The sequence below is a fragment of the Arthrobacter sp. BK1 genome (genome assembly GCF_056680055.1).
Genome location: NZ_CM155263.1, coordinates 2,028,901 through 2,050,888 on the forward strand (window position 1 = coordinate 2,028,901; position 21,988 = coordinate 2,050,888).

Genomic DNA, 21,988 nt, shown 5'->3' on the forward strand with positions numbered 1-21,988 from the left:
CAGCCGAAAGCGGCGCCGCACTGGGTGCGGCGCCGCCGGCAGGCTTTCGCCCTGGGTCACCTTAACCCCAACGCGGGGTCACTTTCGGCCCGTAAAATGCCCGGGACTGGGCCGGGAGTGACCCCGCGTTGCCAGGTCGGGTCGCCGGGTCAGGCTCCGATGATGTTGTACTCAGGGCCGAACGGGAACTTGGTGATGTTCTCCGCGCCGTCCTCGCCGACCACCAGGATGTCGTGTTCGCGGTAGCCGCCGGCGCCCGGCTGGCCGTCCATGACGGTGATCATCGGTTCCATGGAGACCACCATGCCCGGCTCCAGGACAGTGTCGATGTCTTCGCGGAGTTCCAGCCCGGCTTCCCGGCCGTAGTAGTGGCTCAGGACGCCGAAGGAGTGTCCGTAGCCGAACGTCCGGTTGGCCAGCAGCCCGTGACCAACGTAGATCTCGTTGAGCTCGGCCGCGATGTCCTTGCAGACCGCACCGGGCTTGATGAGTTCCAGGCCACGCTTGTGGACCTCAACGTTGATGTTCCACAGCTCCAGGGAGCGGGCGTCCGGTTCGCCGTAGAACAGGGTGCGTTCCAGGGCGGTGTAGTAGCCGGAGGTCATGGGGAAGCAGTTCAGGGACAGGATGTCGTGTTCCTGGATCTTGCGGGTGGTAGCCCAGTTGTGGGCGCCGTCGGTGTTGATGCCGGACTGGAACCACACCCAGGTGTCGCGGATTTCGGAGTTGGGGAAGGTCCGTGCGATTTCGTGGACCATGGCCTCGGTGCCGATCAGGGCCACCTCGTACTCGGTGATCCCGGCGGTGATGGCGTTACGGATGGCTTCGCCTCCCAGGTCACCGATCCGTGCGCCGTGCTTGATGACCTCGATTTCCTCGGCGGACTTGATCATGCGCTGGCGCATCGCGGCCTGGGCCACGTCCACCAGGGTTGCCGACCGGAAAGCTGCCTGGATCTTGTTGCGGTTGTCCAGCGGCAGCGAGTCATCCTCGACGCCGAGGCGGCGCGGGTTGATGCCGCGGGTACGCAGGACTTCCTGGATGGCGAAGATGTAGTTGTCCCGGCGCCAGTCCGTGTAGATGATGTTGTCGCCGTAGCTGCGGCGCCAGGGCATCCCGGCGTCAATGTTGGCGGTGACGGTGACGTTGTCATCCTTGGTGACCACCATGGCGTAGGAACGGCCGAAGGTGGTGAACAGGAAGTCGGAGTAGTACTTGATGGAGTGGTAGCTGGTCAGGACGACGGCGTCGAGTTCCTTCTCGGCCATGATGCGGCGCAGGCCGGCGAGACGCCGCTCAAATTCGGTGTCTGAAAACGTGAGGCTGACTTTCTCGCCGTTCTTCAGGAACTTGACCCGTTCCAGTTCGGCGACGGACGTTGCGTTCTCGGATGCTGTGGTGGTCATTGTGGTGATGCCTTTCTTGAGTGCAGCTACTTGAGGAGGGAAGCAGGGAAAGATTGCGGGCTATTCGTGGCGCAGCGGTTCTTTGCAGGTCTCCCTGGAAAGCGACACGGCGATCAGCGAGATGATTGCCGCACCCACCAGGTACCAGGCCGGAGCCAGGTCGCTGGCTGTGGCCGCGATCAGGAGCGTTGCCATAAACGGGGCGGTGCCTCCGAAAAGCGCGTTGGAGAGGTTGAAGCTGACCGCGAAGCCGCTGTAGCGGACCCGGGTGGGGAACATTTCGGCCAGGAAGCTGGGGAGCGTCCCGTCATTGAGGGTGAGCATGGCTCCCAGCAGGATCTGGACCAGGACGATGACCAGGAAGTTGCCGGTTCCCAGCAGCGCGAAGGCCGGCACCGTCAGCACGATGAAGGCAACAGAGGCGCTGATGAGCACCTTCTTGCGGCCGTACCGGTCCGAGAGCATCCCGGTCAGGAAGATGAACCCGATGTAGGTGATCAGCGCGATGGTGGTGGCCAGGAATGATTCGGTTTCGCCCAGTCCCAGTTCGGAGGACAGGTAGGTGGGCATGTAGCTGAGAATCACGTAGAACCCGACGGCGTTGAGCAGCACGGCTCCGACAGCCTGCAGCAGCTGGCGCCAGTGGTTCTTGAACAGGCTTGACACAGGCGCTTTGACGGCCTGATCCTCCTTCGCCAGTTCGAGGAACACCGGGGTGTCTTCGAGCTTGGTCCGGATATAGCGTCCGATCAGGCCCATCGGGGCGGCCAGCAGGAACGGCAGGCGCCAGCCCCAGCTCTGCATCGCATCGGAGGTCAGCAGGACGGTCAGGAGGCCCGCGATCAGGGAGCCGAGGAGCAGGCCCGCAGCGGTACTGGCCGGAACCACCGCTGCGTACAGGCCGCGCTTGTTGGCCGGTGCGTACTCGACGAGGAAGGCCGAGGCTCCGGCATATTCGCCGGAGGCCGAGAAGCCCTGGACAACCCTGATGATCAGCAGCAGGACCGGAGCCCAGATGCCGATCGTGTCGTAGCCGGGGATGAGTGCGATGCAGAAGGTCGCTCCGGACATGATCAGAATGGACAGCGACAGGGCCGTCCGCCGGCCCACCCTGTCACCGATGTGGCCCCAGACGAACCCGCCGAGCGGGCGGACCAGGAACGAAATGGCAAACAGGGCGAAGGTCAGCAGAAGCCCGGTCTGGGGATCTGATTCAGGGAAAAAGACTGTGGCGATCGTGACGGCCAGGTAGCCGTAAACGGCGTAATCAAACCATTCAACGAAGTTGCCGATGAAGCTTGCCGCGATGACCCTGCGGCGGGTTTCTTTGCTGACACCGTTGTCAGCAGGCGCAAAGTTCTGGCCGCTCATGGTGCTACGGCCTGCCCGGGTTCCGTCACGGGTTTCATGCGGTTCCGGGCCGGGTCCTCCAGCAAGAGCCGGAGAGGAAGTTTCGTTACTCATGTATCCACCAAGATGTGTTGGGGTTGCAATCAGCGCAACGCTGTTGCACTAGACTATGGGTGATTTGTAACACAGTCAAGGCCTGCAGGTTTCCGGCTTGTGAACACACGGAAGGTGCCTTGAACTACCGGCAGGTAGGGCGCGGCCTCATGGCCCGGCCGGCATTAGTTGCAGCAGGAGCGATTGTGTTGCACAGCGGGCAGCACTATCCATTCACGCCTCACCCGACGTCGGCGATGTAGAACTTCCGCGTTCTATTGACTCGGCCTGCACTGGCTGACATATTTCGAGTACGCGCATTGCGCGTCGTGTTGTGTAATGCGCAATGAAATACCCTCGCGTCCGCGGGGCTCCGGGCCCCAGGAAAGGAACACCGCCAGATGGTTCACAAGGTCAAGGCAGTAATCGCCAAGGAAAAGAACGCTACGGTTTCGGTGGAAACCATCCTGGTGCCGGATCCGGGCCCGGGCGAGGCGCTGGTGGACATCCTCACCTGCGGGGTCTGCCACACCGATCTCCACTACAAGCAGGGCGGCATCACCGACGATTTCCCCATCCTGCTCGGCCATGAGGCCACCGGCGTGGTCAGCGCCGTCGGTCCCGGCGTCACCGAGGTGTCCCCCGGGGACCGGGTGATCCTGAACTGGCGGGCCGTGTGCGGCGAATGCCGGGCGTGTGCCAAGGGCCAGCCGCAGTATTGTTTCAACACCCACAACGCCACCCAGAAGATGACGCTTGAGGACGGCACGGAACTCTCCCCCGCACTGGGCATCGGCGCGTTCGCCGAAAAGACCCTCGTCGCCGCCGGCCAGTGCACCAAAATTGACGACGACGTCGATGCCGCCGCCGTCGGCCTGCTCGGCTGCGGAGTCATGGCCGGCATCGGAGCCGCGATCAACACCGGTGAGGTCAAGCGCGGCGAATCCGTAGCCGTGATCGGCTGCGGCGGCGTGGGCATCGCAGCTATCGCCGGCGCCAAGCTTGCCGGGGCCACCACCATCATCGCGGTGGACATCGACGCCAACAAAGTGGCCATGGCCACTTCCCTGGGAGCCACCCACGGCGTGGATTCCAGCAAGGAAGATCCCATCGAGGCCATCCGGGCCCTCACGGGCGGCAACGGAGCGGACGTGGTGATTGACGCCGTCGGACGCCCCGAAACGTACAAGCAGGCGTTCTACGCCCGCGATCTGGCCGGCCGCGTGGTCCTGGTGGGCGTCCCGACGCCGGATATGAAGCTCGAACTGCCGCTGCTGGACGTCTTCGGCCGGGGCGGTTCGCTGAAGTCCTCCTGGTACGGCGACTGTCTGCCCTCCCGCGACTTCCCGATGCTGGTGGCCCACTACAAACAGGGCAACCTGGACCTGGACGCGTTTGTGACCGAGCGGATCACCATCGACCAGGTGGAGGAGGCGTTCGCGAAAATGCACGAGGGCAAGGTCCTCCGCTCAGTGGTTGAACTTCCCGCGGCGGTGGACTCCTGATGGGCGTCACCATCGAGAACCTTGTCACCTCGGGCACTTTTTCGCTCGACGGCGGCACCTGGGATGTGGACAACAACGTCTGGATCGTGGGGAACGGGGCGGAATGCGTGATCATCGATTCGCCGCACGACGCCGCCGCGATCATCGGCCAGGTGCGTGACCGGAAAGTCCTTGCCATCCTGCTGACCCACGCGCACAACGACCACATCGGGGCCGCGCGTGAAGTTGCCGCGGCAGTTGGCGCGCCAATTTATCTGCACCCCGAGGACCTCATGCTGTGGGAGCAGGTCTACCCCGGCACCACGCCTGACCGGTTCCTTACCGACGGCGATGAGTTCCACGTGGGTGGTGCCACCCTGAGAGCCCTCCACACCCCGGGCCACTCCCCGGGATCTACCTGCTTCCTGCTGGCGGGCGAAGGAACGGTGTTCACGGGCGATACGCTGTTCAATGGCGGTCCGGGTGCCACGGGCAGGTCCTACAGCGACTACCCCACTATCGTTGCTTCCATCCGGGAACGTCTGCTGTCCCTCCCTCCGGAGACTGTGGTCCGCACCGGCCATGGCGACAACACCACTATTGGTGCGGAGCGGGAAACGTTGGCGAAGCTGGATCATCCAGCCGATCAGCCCAGTAAGTCCCGTGCAGTAGAAGTTTGTGTCGTCAGTCCTGCGCCGTAAGCCGCGTGCAGTAAAGCTCCGTGTGATCGAAGTGAAAGCAGTCCAATGAAGGTCGGTTCAGTGAAGTTCGGGAAGCAGCCCGCCCCGGTGGCGGACATCAATGAGGATGACCTCGCGGTCCATGAGCCCAAGACGAAAGCGGCCGGGGTGAAGGCTGTGATGGTGGCGTTGGAGCGGGCGGTGGCGCAGGCCGGGGTGACCCGGACGGCGCAGTCGCTGCTGCGCCTGAACCAGCAGGGCGGGTTTGACTGCCCGGGCTGCGCATGGCCGGAATCGGCCACCAAGCGCAAGGCCGCGGAGTTCTGCGAGAACGGCGCGAAGGCCGTTGCTGAGGAAAACACCCTGCGCACCGTCGGCGCCGAGTTCTGGGCCAAACACTCGATTGCCGAGCTGTCGTCGAAAACCGAGTACTGGCTGGGGAACCAGGGCCGGCTCAGCGAACCGGTGGTCATCCGCGAGGGCGACTCCCATTACTCGCCGATTTCCTGGGCTGACGCGTTCGGCCTGGTCGGGGAGCACATCCGCGCCAGCAGTGCGGACCGGTGCGTGTTCTACACCTCGGGCCGGACTGCGAACGAGACCGCGTTCATGTACCAGCTGTTTGCCCGGGCCCTGGGCACGAACAACCTCCCGGACTGCTCCAACATGTGCCACGAATCCTCCGGGTCCGCGCTGAACCCAACCATCGGCATCGGCAAGGGCACTGTGTCCCTGGAAGACATCCACGATTCCGAACTCATTTTTGTGGTCGGGCAAAACCCGGGCACCAACCACCCCCGCATGCTCTCGGCGCTGAAGGAGTGCAAAGACAACGGCGGCAAAGTCGTCGCGGTCAACCCGCTCCCCGAGGCCGGCCTGTTCAACTTCAAGGACCCCCAGACCGTCTCCGGCGTCGTCGGCGGCGGCACGCCACTGGCGGATGAGTACCTTCAGATCAAGGTCGGCGGGGACCTGGCCCTGTTCCAGGCCCTCGGCCACCTCCTCCTGGCCGAAGAGGCACGCAACCCCGGCGCCGTCGTCGACCGCTCCTTTGTTGACGCCCAGACCGACGGTTTCGACGCCTACGCCGATGCCCGCCAGGTGCTGGACTGGGCCGAGACGGAGAAGGCGACCGGCCTGACCCGCGCCCAGATCGAAACCGTCGCCGGCATGCTCATCACGTCCAAAGCCACGATTTTCTGCTGGGCCCTGGGGGTCACGCAGCAGCCGCACTCGGTGGACACCATCAAGGAAATGGTCAACGTCCTGCTCCTGCAGGGCAACTTCGGCAAGCCCGGCGCCGGCGCCTGCCCGGTCCGCGGACACTCCAACGTCCAGGGCGACCGGACCATGGGCATCTGGGAAAAACCCAAAGAACCCCTGCTCGCCGCCCTCGACGCCGAGTTCGGGATCACCTCCCCCCGGCACCACGGCCATGACGCGGTCGAAGCGATGGAAGCGTTCGAACGCGACGAGGTGGACGTCTTCGTCTCGATGGGCGGGAACTTCTCCCTTGCCTGCTCGGACACTGAAACCCTCGAGGCGGGGATGCAGCGGATCGGGCTGACCGTGCACATCTCCACCAAGCCCAACCGCTCCCACATCGTGCACGGCCGCACGTCGCTGATCCTGCCCACCCTCGGCCGGACCGACAAGGACGACAAACACCCCACCGGCGCCCAGTTCCTCTCCGTGGAAGACTCCATGTCCGTGGTCCACTCCACCCAGGGCAGGCTCACCCCGGTCTCCGAACACCTGCTCGCCGAACCCGTCATCGTCGCCCGCATGGCCGAAGCCACCTTTGGTCCGGACCACCAGGTCAACTGGAAAGCGATGGCTGAGGACTACGACGTGATCCGGGACCACATCGAACGGACACTGCCCGGCTTCGAGGACTTCAACACCCGCGTCCGGACCAAAAACGGATTCGTGCTGCCCAACCCCCCACGCGACACCCGGTCCTTCAACACAGACATCGGCCGTGGCCGGTTCACCGTCAGCCCGCTGGAGTACCTCACCCCGCCCGCCGGGCACCTGGTCCTACAGACCATCCGCAGCCACGACCAGTACAACACCACCTTCTACGGCCTGGATGACCGCTACCGCGGCATCTCCGGCGGCCGCCGCGTCATCCTCATCCATCCTGACGATCTGGTTGAACTCGGCTTCCAGGACAGGGACCTTGTGGACGTGGTGAGCACGTTCCGCGGCCACGACCGGCAGGCGGACAAGTTCCGTCTGGTGGCCTACCCGACGGCGAAGGGCTGCGCCGCCGCGTACTTCCCCGAAGCCAACGCCCTGGTGCACAAGGAGAACGTGGCCAGGGAATCCAACACCCCCGGCTTCAAGGCAATGTTCGTCCGCTTTGTGCCGCACGCTCCTGGGAGCTCCGCGGAGCCACGGTAAGGGACGCCACACGTTCGAGCCTGGGATGCATCTCGTCACCGCCGCTGACCACGCCGGTCTGCCACCACAGGTGCAGCCCCTCCGGGGCAACTTCGAGGCAGGCCAGGTTGTTGGTGAACCAGGGACCCTTGACCCGCTTCCAGCGGAACGGCGGGTCCGGCACCTTCGCTGAGCGCGCCACCAACGCACCGATCGGGGCGGCCACCCCGTAGGACATCACGGCGGCGAAGGACCTCATCAACCGGGGCAGGGGGTTACGGATCGGGGAGCAGACGGCCTGCATGATGCGGCTGCCGGAATCGCGCTCCACCTCCGCAACGTAGGAGTAGTGGACGTCCCCGGAGAGGAACGTGATGGTTTCCGGTGCGGTGCCGCGTCTGCCATCGGCCACCTCGGCGACCATGTCCGCCACCTGATGGAAGCTGTTCTGGAAGGCGCCCCAGTGCTCAAGGTCCACCGCCTGGCGTACTTTCTCGCCGGCCCTGGCGGCACGGTTTCCCCATGCGCCCTGGGAAATGGCCTCATCCCAGGATTCCACGTAGTGCAGTCCCATCGGCAGCAGGAACGGCAGCGAAGTGGCTACGAGCAGGTGCCGGCAATCACCCCGCATCCGGCCGTCAAGCCAGGCCATTTCATTCTTGTCCAGCAGGGCACGGTTGTCCGGGGCCAGGTTCCTGGCGGCGCGCGAGTCCACCACAAGCAGCCGTGTGTCGCCGATATCCCGGCAGTAACTCCAACGGTACGATTCCGGTTCCTGATCGGCCCGGTCCGCAAAACTATCCAGCGCTGTACTGAGATCGAGTTCGGCCTCACCTGTGTGGCCGGCGATCTGCCGCCAGATGGGATCCTCGTCCCGTTCCTTGGGTGACAGGTTCCCCAAGTGCTGATAGACCCAATACGAGGCCAGCCCCGCCACGATCCGCCCGTGCCACCAGGACGTGGCCTCCATTTCCTTCTTCCAGCTCAGGGACGTGTTCCAGTCATCGCGGATGTCATGGTCATCGAAGATCATTGCACTGGGCAGGGTGGACAGCAGCCATCTGTTGGCCGGATCGGACCAGGCCAGGAAGTATAGGTGGGCGTATTCCTCGTAGTCTTTGAGCTCCTCCCCCGGCGGCGCCTCGATGTCGCGCCGCGCTCGAATGAACTCCTGCATCTCGTCGCTGGTCAGGTCGGCGTACACCTGGTCCCCGAGGAAGGCCACCAGATCCGGCCAGGGGAGCACATCACCGGAGGCCATCCCCAAGGCGAAGGCCCGGAGTGAGTCGACCCCGTGGGTCCGGTTGCCGGATTTGTCGTGCGGGACACTGGTGCGGCAGGAGCCGTAGGCCATGCGCAGCGGCTTTCCGGGCTTCAGCGCCGCGATCACCGGCGGCGGAAACCCGGATGCGGGCTCAGGCCAGCACTGGGTTCCGTCGATTTCAAGGGTGTAGGGCAGCACCGCTCCCGGCTCCAGCCCGGCCGCCTCCACCAAGGCGTAGTGATGTCCATGCACGGCGAAGGTGCGGGCCGTCCAGCTCTGGCCTCCGGCGTGGACCGTGACGTGGGAGTCATCCCGGGTTTCCACCCAGATGCTGGCAGAGGTCTCATCGACGTACCGCATCATGGGGCCAAGGACCAGGGGTGACGTCGTCATGACTTAGTTGTACCCGTTCCGGCCCCCGGCAACCATGGGCAGCGCCAAAGTAGACCACAAACCGGAGAAGTGCTGGCCGTTGAGCTCGCGGTGTTTCCAAGGCACAGCCATCGAACGCGGCCACTCCGTCTCTGGCGGTTCTAGACGGCGGAGTGGAGGAACCGTTCAAAGCCGTCCTCTCCGAGGGAGAGGCCGGTGTGGATGAAGTCGGGGTGGCCCGAGCCGGAGCCGTGGCCCGGTTCGGGTTTGCGCTGTGTTTCGGGTTTTTGGGGCCAGTGGGGTGGTTCCCAGTCGTGGGGTTCGGCTTTGTAGTGCCTGCCGGTGGGTGAGGTCCAGCCGGGGGATTGGTTTCTGGCGGCGGTGGAGGGTGTCCAGCCGCTGTTGTGTTTGAGTTTGTGGTGTTTGGGGCAGAGTTGGGCCAGGTTGCTGATGCCGGTGGTTCCGCCGTGGGCCCAGGCGGTGAGGTGGTCGGTGTCGTTGTCCAGGGACTGGTTGTTGCAGCCGGGGAAGGTGCATTTGCCGTCCCGGAGCTGAAGGGCGTGTTTCATGGCTTTGGTGAGGCGGTAGCTGGTCCGGCCGATCTCCAGTGGTGCCCCGTCGCGGGGGTCCACGAGGACCCGGTAGAAGGATTCGGCCCCGTTGGCCAGGAGGTCCCGGGCCATCGATGCCGGGATCGGGCCGTACCCGTCGAGCATCGCGGGTTCACCGGTGACGCCGAGCAGGGCGAAAACCGGGACGGTGACCAGGACCTGGGCCCGCGGGGTGGGGACCTTGCCCGGATTCACCGCTTCACCGCCGCTGGCATTGCGGCCTTCCCCGCTGCTGGACTCTTCCCCGCTGCCGGACTCGTTCCAGGTGTTGATCGGGGTCCCGGTGTTGGCCAGGGCCCCGGTGTTGTCGAGGGCCGTGGCGTTGAGCGCGATCCCGCTGCTGAGCAGGGCCTTGGCGAACGTGTCGGCGCGGAGCTGGGTGAGGGTGCGCGACTCATCAGGCCCTTGCAGGCCGCGGGCGATCGCGGTGGTGCGGTTCCAGATCGCCACTGCCTGATCTGCGGGGAGGTAGGCGGTGATCCAGGCCATCCCGTCCTGGTCCGGGCAGTACTGGACCCGGCGGTCCAGGACACCCTTGGCGTGGCGTTCCTCGATACTCTCGGCATGGTGGCGTTCCCGCCAGGTGCGAGCCTTGTGCCGGAACCGGGACGCCGGCATCTGACCCGCGGTGCAGGCCCGGGCGGCATCCGGGGCCTCCGGGCCCGGGTCCAGGAAGTGTGTCTCCAACGCCGCGGCACCTGCCGGGTCAAGGGTGTCCGCTTCCTCGACCATGACCCGGGCGTGCTGCCAGGACAGGGAGCCGTCCCGCAGGGCGGCCAGGGTCAGCGGCAGCCTGGTGGTCAGCATCAGGGAGTGGTGCAGGAGCGAACCCGCGGCCCGCTCGCCGATGGTCAGGACACAGGCGACTTCTGCCCGGACCGCCATCTCCTGCACTGCAGCGTCCCCGGGGACGGTTAGGGGCCCGGCGATCAACGCCGCAGTTTCGAAGTATTTGGCGGCGGCGAGGGCCTTCACGGCGGCCAGCCGCGGCTCCGATTCAGCGACCCGGGAGAGGATCTGAAGGCAGTCTTCGGCCAGGCAGGCCGCAGGATCAGCACCCGAATCCGGCCCGGCGGCTGCTGCTCCAACACGGGCGTCGGTGACCACGGCAGCAAGCACAGCGAAGCCGGCATTGATAGCCGCAAAAGCCTCCGCCACCACCGCGCTTGTTCCCATGAATTCATCATCACAGGTGGGTCTGACAATAACGCGGCAGGCCGAGGGGAAGAGTCGAGGTGAGCGAAAAGGCGAAGTTGCTGCCGTGCGCTCACGCCCATTTAGTCCCGGCCCCGAAGAACCGGAAGAAAGCGCAGAAAAGCCCGGCGCGTCCGTGGACGCACCGGGCATTTCAGTAAGCAACCGGGCAGGAACGTACGGCTACCAGGCCGCTTCCCCCGGGCCCAAAGAGTCCCCACAAGGAGACACCAGCGGGCCCGCGGAAAGGGCAGCTTAGCCGCGCAGGCGGTCCATGCCCGGATCGAACAGTGGCTCGGCCGTCACGGTGGCGGCGATGCGCTTCCCGAAGTACTCGATTTCCACCGAATCCCCGACCGAAACCGAAGCCGGCAGCCAGGCGTACGCGAGCGGCTTGCGGACCGAGTAACCGTAGGCGGCGCTCGTGACATAACCAACCGCGGAACCGGCCACGTACACCGGTTCCTTGCCCAGCACGATGGACGTCCCGTCGTCGACCGTCAGGCACCGCAGCGCGCGGGTGGCGGGCTGCTCCTTCCGGGCGATCAATGCCTCAGCGCCCACAAAGCCGGTCTTGTCCTTGGCCACCGAGAAGCCCAGGCCCGACTCGTACGGGTGGTGCTCGGAGGTCATGTCCGTGCCCCAGAGCCGGTAGCCCTTCTCGAGGCGCATGCTGTTGAACGCGCCACGGCCAGCTGCGATGATGCCGTGCTCCCGGCCCGCCTCGAACAGCAGGTCCCAGAGCTTCAGCCCGTACTCGGCCGTGGTGTACAGCTCCCAGCCGAGCTCCCCCACGTAAGAGAGCCGCATGGCCGTGACAGGAATGCCGCCCACCGAAATTTGCTTGGTGCGGAAGTACTTGAGCCCGTCGTTGGTCAGGTCATCAGAACTGACCTTGCCGATCACTTCGCGGGCAAGCGGCCCCCACAGCCCGATGCAGCAGGTGCTGCCGGTGATGTCCGAGACGTGCACCCACTGGGCAGGATCCGCGGCCGACTGCTGACGGGCCTCCACCCGGAGGTAGTCAAAGTCCACGTTGCTGTTCACGCCCAGCTGGAACTCTTCCTCCGCCAAACGCGCCACGGTCACATCGCTGAGGATGCCGCCGTCGTCCGCCAGAAGCAGGCAGTACGTCACGGCGCCCGGCTTCTTGGCGATATTGCCCGTGCTGAGCCTGTGAAGCAGCGCCTGCGCACCAGGCCCAACCACTGACAGCCGCTTGAGCGGCGTCATGTCGTAGAGCCCGACGGCGGTGCGCGTCTTCCACGCTTCAGCTGCGGAGATGGGGGACGAGAACATTCCGGCCCACTCGTCCCGCTGCGGCGGCTGCCACTCTTCCGGAAGCTCGGCAAGGAGGCTGCGGTTGGCCTCGAACCAGTGCGGACGTTCCCAGGCGGCGGACTCCAGGAAGAATGCGCCGAGCTCCTTTTGGCGGACGTTGAACGGGGCGACGCGCAGGTCCCGCGGGGATTCCTTGGGCTGCAGCGGGTGCAGGATGTCGTAGATTTCCACGAAGTTCTGCTGGGAGGTCTCGCTGACGTACTGATCGGACGTCTGGACTTCCTCGAAGCGGGTCAGCTCGCAGCCGTGCAGGTCTGTGCGGGACTGCCCTTCGACCAGCAGCTCGGCCATGGCCTTGGCCACGCCCGCCGAGTGGGTGACCCAGACGGCCTCGGCCACAAAGAAGCCCTTGAGGTCGGGCGCCTCCCCCATCAGCGGACCGCCGTCGGGGGTGAAGGAGAAGATTCCGTTGAAGCCGTCGTCAATCTGCGTTTTGTGCAGGGCCGGCAGCAGGTCCTGGCAGTCCTCCCAGGAGGGCGCGAAGTCCTCCAGCGTGAAGTCCAGGCGGGACGGCATGTTGTGATCGGACATGTCCTCCGCGCCGACGCGGGGCAGCCGCTCCATGTCCACCGGCAATGGCTTGTGGGCGTAGCTGCCGATCCCGATCCGGTTGCCGTGTTCGCGGAAATAGAGATCGCGGTCCTGGTAGCGCAGGATGGGCTTGGTGGCCCCGTTGGGAAGGTCGTTGACGCCGCGCAGTTCGTCCAGCGGGGTGGTCTTCACGTACTGGTGGGCCAGCGGCAGCAGCGGAACCTTCAGGCCCACCATCTTGCCGAGTTCGCGGCCCCAGAAGCCTGCACAGGACACCACGATGTCCGCCGGGATCACGCCGTCGGCCGTTTCGACGCCGGTGACCTTCCCGCCCGACTGCTCGATGCCGGTCACCGCGGTGGAACCGCGGAAGGCCACGCCTGCTGCACGTGCCTTCGCGATCAGCAGCTGCACGGCGCGGGCGGCCGATGCCAGGCCGTCGGAGGGCACCAGGAGGCCGCCCAGGATCCGTCGGCCGTCAGCGAGCGCGCCGGTGTTAAGCAGCGGATAGTGCTTCTCACACTCGTCGGCGTCGATGATCCGGCCTTCGATGCCCCAGGAGGTGGCGTAGCCGAGCTTCCGGTTGAGGTCCTGCAGCCGCGCTTCGGTGGTGGCCAGTTCCAGCCCGCCCACCTGGTTGAAACAGGAGATGCCGTCCGCGCTGAGGGAGAGCAGCTTGTCCACGGTGTAGCTGGCAAATTCGGTCATGGTCTTGGACGGGTTCGTCTGGAAGACCAGGCCGGGGGCGTGCGAGGTGGAGCCGCCGGCCAGCTCCAACGGACCCTGTTCCACCACCGTGATGTTGGTCCAGCCGCGGGTGGCGAGTTCGTCCGCGAGGTTGGTGCCAACGATGCCGGCGCCGATGATGACAACGCGTGGTGATGCGCTCATAAGTGTTTCTCCTGGTTTTGCTTGGCGTTTGCGTTAGCGGAAGACGACGGTGCGGGTGTTGTTAAGCAGGACGCGGTGCTGGCAGTGCCACTTCACGGCCCGGGACAGCGCCTGCGTTTCGGCATCCCGGCCCACCGTGACCAGGGCATCCGCGTCAAGGCTGTGGTCCACCCGGAAGACTTCCTGCTCGATGATGGGACCCTCGTCAAGGTCGGCGGTCACGTAGTGCGCCGTGGCGCCGACGAGCTTCACCCCACGGTCGTACGCCTGGTGGTAGGGCTTGGCGCCCTTGAAGCCGGGCAGGAATGAGTGGTGGATGTTGATGGCGCGGCCGCGGAGGCTGGTGCACAGCTCGTTGGACAGAACCTGCATATAACGGGCCAGGACCACGAGGTCCGCATTGTACTCTGCCACCAGTTCAAGCAGCCGGGCCTCCGCCTCGGGCTTGGTTGCGGCGGTGACCGGAACGTGGATAAAGGTCAGGCCAGCGGCCTCCGCCATGGGGCGGAGGTCCTCGTGGTTGGAAACCACGACGGCGATCTCCGCACCGAGGCTTCCCGCCTGCCACCGGAAGATGAGGTCATTGAGGCAGTGCCCGAACTTTGAGACCATCACCAGGAGCCGCTGGGGCCTGCCGTCATGGATGGTGAACTCCATGCCGAACTCACTTGCTATGGACGCGAACTCGGCTGCAAGAACCTGTTGGCTGAGCTCGTCGGCACCGCCGCCCGTGAAGGCAGTTCTCAGGTACAGGTTGCCGCTGACGTGGTCGTCGAACTGTTTGTGCTCCACGATGTCGAAGCCGCGGTCGGCCAGGAAGGCAGTCACTGCCCGGACGATGCCGGGCTGCTCGGGGCAGGACAAGGTGAGGACAAATTCAGCGGGACGGGTCTTGGCGGCTGCTGTTACGGCACCGGCCACAGCGGTGGAACTGTGCGCCGGGCGGCTTTCGATGACAGTGGTCATGGGTTCTCCTGAGGTGCTGGTGTGGGCTTGGTGGCAGTAACGGCGGCGATGGAGCCGGTGTTGGTGGCATCCCCGGGGCAGCGGCCGTCTGCCAAACAGCGGTCGCCGCATTCATGCCTGGTCACGAGGTCGAACTGGACTCCGCCATGCTGGTCAACACCGTCACGGATGGCGCGTTCGACCACCGAGTCGGCAAGCCGGCGTCGGAGTGAAAGCGGGTCCCGGCGCAGATCCTTGACGAGCGCAAAGCACAGCAGCAGCATGACCAGCACGAACGGCAGGGCCGCCACGATGGTGATGCGTTGCAGGCCGGCCAGCGCTTCCGATGGTTTGTCGCCGCCGGCCAGCAGCATCACAGCCGCCACAGCTCCGGTGAGGAGACCCCAGAAGATGACCAGCCCGCGCTTGGGTTCGGAGGAACCGTTCGAGCTCAGGGACCCCATGATCAGGGATGCCGAGTCGGCACCAGTGACGAAGAAGATCCCCACCAGGACCATCGCCAGGACAATGACGGCTGCGGTCAGCCAGTCCGGCATGGACAGGTTCTTCACCAGGTCGAACAGCGCGCCGTCGAAGTTGACGGACGGCGAACCGCTGCTCATGTCCACCAGCCCTGGCTGGTTCGCCTTGTCGGCCTCCTGCTGGACGTGGAAGGCGGTGCCGCCGAAGATTCCGAACCAGATCACGCTGACCAGGCTGGGGACCAGCAGCACGCCGGTGACGAACTGGCGGATGGTGCGGCCGCGGCTGATCCGGGCGATGAACATTCCCACAAAGGGTGTCCAGGAAACCCACCATGCCCAGTAGAAGATGGTCCAGCCGGACATCCAGGTGCGGAGGGACTCGTCCCCCACTGCCTCGGTGCGGGACGCCATCTCGGCAAGGTCACGGGCGTAGTCCCCCACGGCAGCGGGGATGAGGTTGAGGATGAAGAGCGTGGGCCCGGCGATGAAGACGATGAGTGCCAGGAGCACGGCCAGGACCATGTTGATGTTGGACAGCCACTGGATGCCGCGGCTGATCCCGGACACTGCCGAGGCCACGAAACAGGCAGTCAGGATGGCAACGATGGCGACCAGTACGGGTGTGCCGATCTCGCCCATCCAGCCGTTTGAGGTCAGTCCGCTGCCGATCTGCAGGGCACCGAGGCCCAGGGAAGCGGCCGTGCCGAAGAGTGTCGCGAAGATGGCCAGGATGTTGATGAACTTTCCGACAGGGCCTTCCACCGTCCTGATGCCGAAGAGGGAGGTGAAGGCTGCGGAGATCAGCTGCCTGCGGCCCAGGCGGTAGGTGCCGTATGCCATGGCGATTCCGACGACGGCGTACATCGCCCACGGGTGCAGGGTCCAGTGGAAGATGGAGGTGGCCATGGCGGTCTGGATTGCCGCAGGAGTCCTTCCGTCCACGGTACCGGGGGGCGGGGAGATGTAGTGGTAAAGCGGCTCGGCTACGCCGTAGAACATCAGGCCAATGCCCATACCGGCGGCAAACATCATGGCAACCCACGAAACCGTCCGGAACTCGGGTTTCTCCCCGTCTTTGCCAAGGGGGATGTTTCCCCACTTGCCGAGGGCCAGCCACAGGACGAAAACAACAAACAATGAGGCCAGGACCATAAACAGCCAGCCCGTGTACTCCATCACCCAGTCGAGGGCGAGGGTTGAGGTGGCGGACAGGCTGTCACGGCCGAGGAAACCCCAGGCCACGAACGCCAGGGCGAGCACGCCAGTAATGCCGAACGTGGTTTTATCAAGGGTCAGCTTGCGGTTCCGCCGCCCGGCAACGGCCTGTTCGGCTTTCGTCTGGCGGAGTTCGTGCATGATCTGTTCGGTGTCCTCCGCCTCGGCGAGCGGGTCGAAGGATGCGGGAGTGATGTCGGGCTCGGCAGCAGGGTTGCCGTCCTGACGGATGTCGCTGTTCAAAGCCATGAGCAGGTCCTTTGGTTCGGATTCATGCGCTGGTGCCGGACGTGGCCGTCCACCGTCAGGCGTGGCGGAAGGTTGGGGGCTTCCGTTGATTCGGTGATCATGATGTCGCCGTCGATCACTGTTACTTCATGCGAGCGGACCGGCAGGTTGGCCGGCGGGGCGTCGACGCTTCCTGTGCGGAGGGTGAACCCGGAGGAATGGAGGGGGCCATCCACCGAGCGGTCCTCAACCCAGCCATCGGCCACGGATGAGCCCTGGTGGGTGCACATGCCGTCGGGCGCAGATATTCCGCCTGCCTTCGTGTGGAAGACGGCGAGGGGAGGTGATGTGTTCAGACGAATTGCTTTCCCGGGAGCAAGTTCACTGAAGGGGCATGCCTTGTGCATATGGGCCTCTTCTTTCATCGGGGATCCTGCATAGTTGGTGCGGCGTCTGCCGGGAGATCGAGTTCCGTCATGAACAACGACCATCGCAATAAGCAACAGAGTGCGCCCCGTCCCTTGAGGTTGTCAAGGGTTTTTTCTTCTATGGCTGCACGCGGGGCCGATATTGCACAGCCCTTGACAACGACGGTGACCTCGCTCCCTCTGTTTCATATAGCGCTTGCTGTTGCGCAAGAAGCAATTGAAAGAGGTCGCTTTAGTGCAGATGCCAGCGAGTGCATGAGCCTTCCTGGCAGGTCTTTCCGCCGCCCGCGCGGGCGCGTTAGCTGAACTGGACAGGCGCCTTGGGACGCGCCGCCCGAGCCATTGGGGCTCTGCTGAATACCGAAGGCGGGCCGCCGCCAGCCAAAACGCACTATTTCCGGTCAACCAGTACGGGGTCAAACTGCAGCTCGCGGGCAGTTCCGATGTCTAGGGCAGGCTGGAATTTAAGGCGGGTGGCGTCGGCACACCCACAGCTGCCTTGCCGTCGACTACCGCAGGAAGTCCCGGTGGCGGTTCTCGGCCTGAACCAGCTGAAGCTCTTCACCACGTGGCGGCGGAGCCTCGCGGTGCGAGCACCGGCACTCGCCGGGCTCCCGTCCGGGCGTTCCTGCGTTTACCGCCCGGTGTAGCCCATCTTTGCGCTCACTTGAAGACCCGCTTCCTTGATGCCCTCCACCAGCCCCGGCTCCTTTTCGGGGTCGAAGCGGAAGGCCGGGCCGGAGATACTGATGGCGCCAACGACCGTTCCGAGGTGGTTGTATACGGGGACGGACATGGAGTTGATCCCGATTTCGAATTCCTCGAGGGTAACGCCGTAGCCGTCCCTGGCCACCTTGATCAGCTCGTTCTCCAGCTTTCCCCGGTTGGTGATGGTCCGCGGAGTGCGTGCGGGCAGCCCGGTCTCTTTCAGGATCCGGTCCCGGTCATCCGCAGACAGTGCCGCAAGCAGGACCTTCCCGCTGGAGGTGGCGTGAAGCGGGGTCAGGCTGCCCACCCAGTCATACGTTGCGAGGGTCGACGGCCCCATCGCCTGGTCGACGTTCACCGCGTAATTGGAGCGCAGGACTGCGAGGTTCACGGTCTCCTTGAACTGGTCCGCCAGGCTCTCCATAACCTGGCGGGCCTCCCGGACCAGGCTCAATCTGCCGGGAATGGAGCTCGCCAGCCGAAGGATACCGAAGCCGAGCTGGTACTTTCCGCGATCGCTGTTCTGGTGGACCATTTCCCTGCTCACCAGCGAACCCAGCAGCCTGGAGACGGTGGACTTGTGGATGCCCATCTCCTCGGCGATATCACTCACGCCGGCATGGCCATCGCGCGCGAGGATCTCCAGGACCGCAAGGGCCCGGTCCACTGACTGGACGCCGCCATGCTGGCCGGTCTCCGCGTCGACGTCGGATTCGCGGTCATTGTTCGAAGCCATCATCCATACCCTCAAGTCATTTGCGGCTTGCTTACCCGCCAAACGGCCGCCTGAAGCTTCCTCCCGGTCAGTTCACCATTTCGATCCTATGCCGTTTGTCCGCAAGGGCGCGGGCACTCGGGTCCCGCAGTACACCAACAGGGCCGTTTGTCCCTGAAATCAGTGATGCTGCAAGGCGGATCTCTTCACGGGGCATGCGGTGCCCGAGGCTCTTTGATCCGCGTCGGTAGCCGGGAACGGGAAAGCGCTTAAAGCACCTTGCGGATGGTCTTCTCGAAACTGGACACGTGCTCCAGTGCCAGCTTTCCCGCGAGTTCCGCATCGCCGTCGGCCACTGCCTCGAGCAACCGCACGTGCTCGGTGATGTGGCCCGCAACCGACGGCACCTTGTCCAGGACCAGGCACCAGATGCGCGTGGCCAGGTTGTCGTAGCGGATGAGCGAGTCTTCCAAATGGCGGTTGCCGGCGGCACGGTAGATCAGCCGGTGCACGGTGAGGTCGTAGCGCATGAGCTCGCGCTTGTCGGCAGGTTTGGTGTCCATGCCCGCGATGGCTTCCGCAACGGACCGGATTTCTGCACGCATCTCGTCACTGGCGTTGATCGCAGCACGCCGGGCAGCGAGCGGTTCCAATAGCTCTCGTATATCCGACACGTCGGCGAGTTCGGTGATGTCAACGATGGTGGCGAATGTGCCCCGGCGCGGGTACGAGACCACCAGGTGGTCCACCTCGAGCCGTTTGATGGCCTCGCGCACGGGAGTGCGGCCGAAGCCAAGTTCAGCCGCGAGCTGTCCGTCATTGATGGGCTCGCCGGGACGGATCTCGAGCATGATCAGTTTGTCGCGCAGCTGACGGTAGGCGGCCTCCGCCTGGGACAATACTTCGCCCTCGGCAGGGGGAAGGGCAGGAAATGCGTGCAAGGCGCCACTCCGTTCTTCAGACTCAATTTCGGAGCCGCAAGCGGAAGCGTTGTGCCACTTTGCTCCCCGCCCTTGACTCACTGTGATTCCAATCATACCATTGACCTCACACTGATATATCAGTCAATGCAACAGTGGTATTTCAAAAGGAGCATCCGTGGTTGAGCAGTTGAACGAGCGACTTTCCGTAGTCGATCCCGAGGTCCAGCAGGCCATCGCCAATGAGCTGGGCCGCCAGCAGTCCACCCTGGAAATGATCGCCTCGGAGAATTTCGCCCCCTCCGCAGTCATGGAGGCGCAGGGCTCAGTCCTGACCAACAAGTACGCCGAGGGCTACCCGGGCAAGCGCTACTACGGTGGCTGCGAGCACGTTGATGTGATCGAGCAGCTGGCCATCGACCGGGTCAAGGCCCTGTTCGGCGCAGAATACGCGAACGTCCAGCCGCACTCCGGCGCGCAGGCCAACGCCGCCGCCATGTTCGCCCTGCTGAACCCGGGCGATACCATCATGGGCCTGAACCTGGCGCACGGCGGCCACCTGACCCACGGCATGAAGATCAACTTCTCCGGCAAGCTCTACAACGTGGTTCCGTACCACGTCCGCGAATCCGACCTCCGGATTGATATGGCCGAAGTCGAGGCCCTGGCGCTGGAACACCGGCCCAAGCTGATCGTCGCTGGCTGGTCCGCCTACTCGCGCCAGCTCGACTTCGCCGAGTTCCGCCGCATCGCCGACCTCGTGGGCGCCTACCTGATGGTGGACATGGCCCACTTCGCCGGCCTCGTGGCCGCCGGCCTGCACCCCAACCCGGTGCCTTACGCCGACGTCGTCACCACCACCACTCACAAAACCCTCGGCGGCCCCCGTGGCGGCGTCATCCTCGCCAAAGAGCAGTACGCCAAGAAGATCAACAGCGCAGTGTTCCCCGGCCAGCAGGGCGGCCCGCTCGAGCATGTGATCGCCGCCAAGGCCGTGGCTTTCAAACTCGCAGGCTCCCCGGAGTTCAAGGAACGCCAGGAACGCGTCCTGCAGGGCTCCAAGCTGCTGGCCGCACGCCTCCTTCAGGACGACGTGGCCGCTGCAGGCATCTCCGTGGTCAACGGCGGTACCGACGTGCACCTGATCCTGGTTGACCTCCGCAACTCCGAGCTGGACGGCCAGCAGGCCGAAGACGCCCTGCACCGGATCGGCATCACGGTCAACCGCAACGCTGTCCCGTTCGACCCCCGCCCGCCGATGGTTTCCTCGGGACTCCGGATCGGCACTCCGGCGCTGGCAACCCGCGGCTTCGGCGCCGCGGAATTCACCGAGGTTGCAGACGTCATCGCGACGGCGCTCATCGCCGCTGCCGGCACCGGCACCATTGGTGACCAGACCGTCGTCGAACTCCGCGCCCGGGTCACGGCCCTTGCCGACCAGTTCCCCCTCTACCCCCACCTCAATGAAGGCACCGACGTTGCCGCCTTCGAAGCAGACCTGATTGGAGCAGCCAAGTGAACACCCAACAGCTTCCCGAGCACCCGGATTTCCTCTGGCGCAACCCGGAGCCCAAGTCCTCCTACGACGCCGTAATTGTGGGCGGCGGCGGGCACGGCCTGGCCACGGCATACTTCCTGGCCAAGAACCACGGCATGACCAACATCGCCGTCCTTGAAAAGGGCTGGCTCGCCGGCGGCAACATGGCCCGGAACACCACCATCATCCGTTCCAACTACCTCTGGGACGAGAGCGCCGCCATCTACGAGCACGCCCTCAAGCTCTGGGAAATCCTGCCCGAGGAACTCGAATACGACTTCCTGTTCAGCCAGCGCGGCGTGATGAACCTCGCCCACACACTCGGCGACGTACGTGAAAGCATGCGCCGGGTGGGAGCGAACAAGCTCAACGGCGTGGACGCGGAGTGGCTGGACCCCAAGCAGGTCAAGGAACTCTGCCCCATCCTGAACATCAACGACAACATCCGCTACCCCGTCATGGGTGCCACCTACCAGCCGCGCGCAGGCATCGCCAAGCACGACCACGTGGCCTGGGCCTTCGCCCGCAAGTGCGACGAAATGGGCGTGGACATCATCCAGAACTGCGAAGTCACCGGCTTCATCAAGGACGGCAACCGGGTCACCGGCGTCAAGACCAACCGCGGCACCATCAACACCGAAAAGGTTGGCCTGGCTGCGGCCGGGCACAGCTCGGTCCTGGCCGAAATGGCCGGCTTCGAGCTTCCCATCCAGTCCCATCCGCTCCAGGCGCTGGTCTCCGAGCTGCACGAACCGGTCCACCCCACGGTGGTCATGTCCAACCACGTGCACGTCTACGTTTCCCAGGCCCACAAGGGCGAACTGGTCATGGGCGCCGGCGTGGACTCCTACAACGGCTACGGTCAGCGCGGGTCCTTCCACGTGATCGAGCACCAGATGGCAGCCGCCGTCGAGCTCTTCCCCATCTTTGCCCGGGCCCACGTGCTCCGGACCTGGGGCGGCATCGTGGACACCACCCTGGACGCTTCCCCCATCGTGGGCAACACCCCCGTGGAGAACATGTTCGTGAACTGCGGCTGGGGCACCGGCGGATTCAAGGCCACCCCGGCTGCCGGCCTCACCTTCGCCCACAACATCGCCACCGGCACACCGCACCAGCTGAACAAGCCGTTCGCGCTGGAACGCTTCGAAACCGGAGCCCTCATCGACGAACACGGCGCAGCCGCCGTCGCCCACTAGCCGCCG

At 64.9% G+C, this 21,988-nt stretch carries 15 protein-coding genes; 5 read left to right on the forward strand and 10 right to left on the reverse strand.

Features of this window, described 5'->3' with window-relative positions; genetic code table 11:
* Positions 1-149: 149 nt before the first annotated feature.
* Together AC1MCA_RS09170 and AC1MCA_RS09175 are read right to left on the reverse strand one after the other, a co-directional pair.
* On the reverse strand, positions 150-1,406 hold the full coding sequence (locus tag AC1MCA_RS09170) for an aminopeptidase P family protein (protein WP_479802866.1): 1,257 nt from the start codon (positions 1,404-1,406) through the stop codon (positions 150-152).
* A gap of 60 nt (positions 1,407-1,466) precedes the next feature.
* The gene (locus AC1MCA_RS09175; RefSeq protein WP_479802868.1) at positions 1,467-2,870 is read right to left on the reverse strand and encodes an MFS transporter; all 1,404 of its coding nucleotides are present in this window, start codon (positions 2,868-2,870) and stop codon (positions 1,467-1,469) included.
* 380 nt (positions 2,871-3,250) lie between these two features.
* On the opposite strand from AC1MCA_RS09175, the gene AC1MCA_RS09180 reads away from it, so the two are divergent.
* Genes AC1MCA_RS09180 through AC1MCA_RS09190 form a run of 3 tightly spaced genes read left to right on the forward strand, consistent with a single transcriptional unit; the run spans position 3,251 to position 7,419 of the window.
* Entirely contained in the window at positions 3,251-4,354 is a 1,104-nt protein-coding gene (locus AC1MCA_RS09180; protein ID WP_479802870.1) for an S-(hydroxymethyl)mycothiol dehydrogenase, read from the forward strand.
* Complete coding sequence (locus AC1MCA_RS09185) at positions 4,354-5,034, forward strand: MBL fold metallo-hydrolase (RefSeq protein ID WP_479802871.1); 681 nt, start codon at positions 4,354-4,356, stop codon at positions 5,032-5,034. The genes AC1MCA_RS09180 and AC1MCA_RS09185 overlap by 1 nt, the downstream gene beginning before the upstream one ends.
* Before the next feature lie 45 nt (positions 5,035-5,079).
* Positions 5,080-7,419 (forward strand): FdhF/YdeP family oxidoreductase, encoded by a 2,340-nt coding sequence (locus AC1MCA_RS09190; protein WP_479802873.1) that lies wholly within the window; start codon positions 5,080-5,082, stop codon positions 7,417-7,419.
* Here AC1MCA_RS09190 and AC1MCA_RS09195 read toward each other — a convergent pair.
* From AC1MCA_RS09195 to AC1MCA_RS09230, 8 genes are all read right to left on the reverse strand, one after another.
* On the reverse strand, positions 7,358-9,055 hold the full coding sequence (locus AC1MCA_RS09195; protein ID WP_479802875.1) for an alkaline phosphatase D family protein: 1,698 nt from the start codon (positions 9,053-9,055) through the stop codon (positions 7,358-7,360). The genes AC1MCA_RS09190 and AC1MCA_RS09195 overlap by 62 nt on opposite strands.
* Positions 9,056-9,195: 140 nt before the next feature.
* Positions 9,196-10,821, reverse strand: coding sequence for an HNH endonuclease signature motif containing protein (locus tag AC1MCA_RS09200; protein ID WP_479802876.1), 1,626 nt, complete (start codon positions 10,819-10,821; stop codon positions 9,196-9,198).
* A gap of 273 nt (positions 10,822-11,094) precedes the next feature.
* Positions 11,095-13,602, reverse strand: a complete 2,508-nt coding sequence (locus tag AC1MCA_RS09205) for a GcvT family protein (protein WP_479802878.1) — start codon at positions 13,600-13,602, stop codon at positions 11,095-11,097.
* Between the two features lie 33 nt (positions 13,603-13,635).
* On the reverse strand, positions 13,636-14,568 hold the full coding sequence (gene purU / locus AC1MCA_RS09210) for a formyltetrahydrofolate deformylase (RefSeq protein ID WP_479802880.1): 933 nt from the start codon (positions 14,566-14,568) through the stop codon (positions 13,636-13,638).
* A complete protein-coding gene (locus AC1MCA_RS09215; RefSeq protein ID WP_479802882.1) occupies positions 14,565-16,496 on the reverse strand; it encodes a BCCT family transporter in 1,932 nt (643 codons plus the stop codon). The genes purU and AC1MCA_RS09215 overlap by 4 nt, the downstream gene beginning before the upstream one ends.
* Positions 16,487-16,900 carry a Rieske 2Fe-2S domain-containing protein gene (locus AC1MCA_RS09220; protein WP_479802883.1) on the reverse strand — a complete coding sequence of 138 codons (414 nt, stop codon included), beginning with the start codon at positions 16,898-16,900 and terminating at the stop codon, positions 16,487-16,489. Before AC1MCA_RS09220 ends, AC1MCA_RS09215 begins: the two co-directional genes overlap by 10 nt.
* Before the next feature lie 637 nt (positions 16,901-17,537).
* The gene (locus AC1MCA_RS09225; protein ID WP_108598104.1) at positions 17,538-18,347 is read right to left on the reverse strand and encodes an IclR family transcriptional regulator; all 810 of its coding nucleotides are present in this window, start codon (positions 18,345-18,347) and stop codon (positions 17,538-17,540) included.
* Between the two features lie 248 nt (positions 18,348-18,595).
* Positions 18,596-19,267, reverse strand: coding sequence for a GntR family transcriptional regulator (locus AC1MCA_RS09230; RefSeq protein ID WP_108598101.1), 672 nt, complete (start codon positions 19,265-19,267; stop codon positions 18,596-18,598).
* A 157-nt stretch (positions 19,268-19,424) separates the two neighbouring features.
* On the opposite strand from AC1MCA_RS09230, the gene glyA reads away from it, so the two are divergent.
* Both glyA and AC1MCA_RS09240 read left to right on the forward strand, forming a co-directional pair.
* Positions 19,425-20,765: a serine hydroxymethyltransferase gene (gene glyA / locus AC1MCA_RS09235; protein WP_479802886.1), complete on the forward strand. Its 1,341-nt coding sequence runs from the start codon at positions 19,425-19,427 to the stop codon at positions 20,763-20,765.
* Positions 20,762-21,982, forward strand: a complete 1,221-nt coding sequence (locus AC1MCA_RS09240) for a sarcosine oxidase subunit beta family protein (RefSeq protein WP_479802888.1) — start codon at positions 20,762-20,764, stop codon at positions 21,980-21,982. The genes glyA and AC1MCA_RS09240 overlap by 4 nt, the downstream gene beginning before the upstream one ends.
* Positions 21,983-21,988 lie beyond the last annotated feature (6 nt).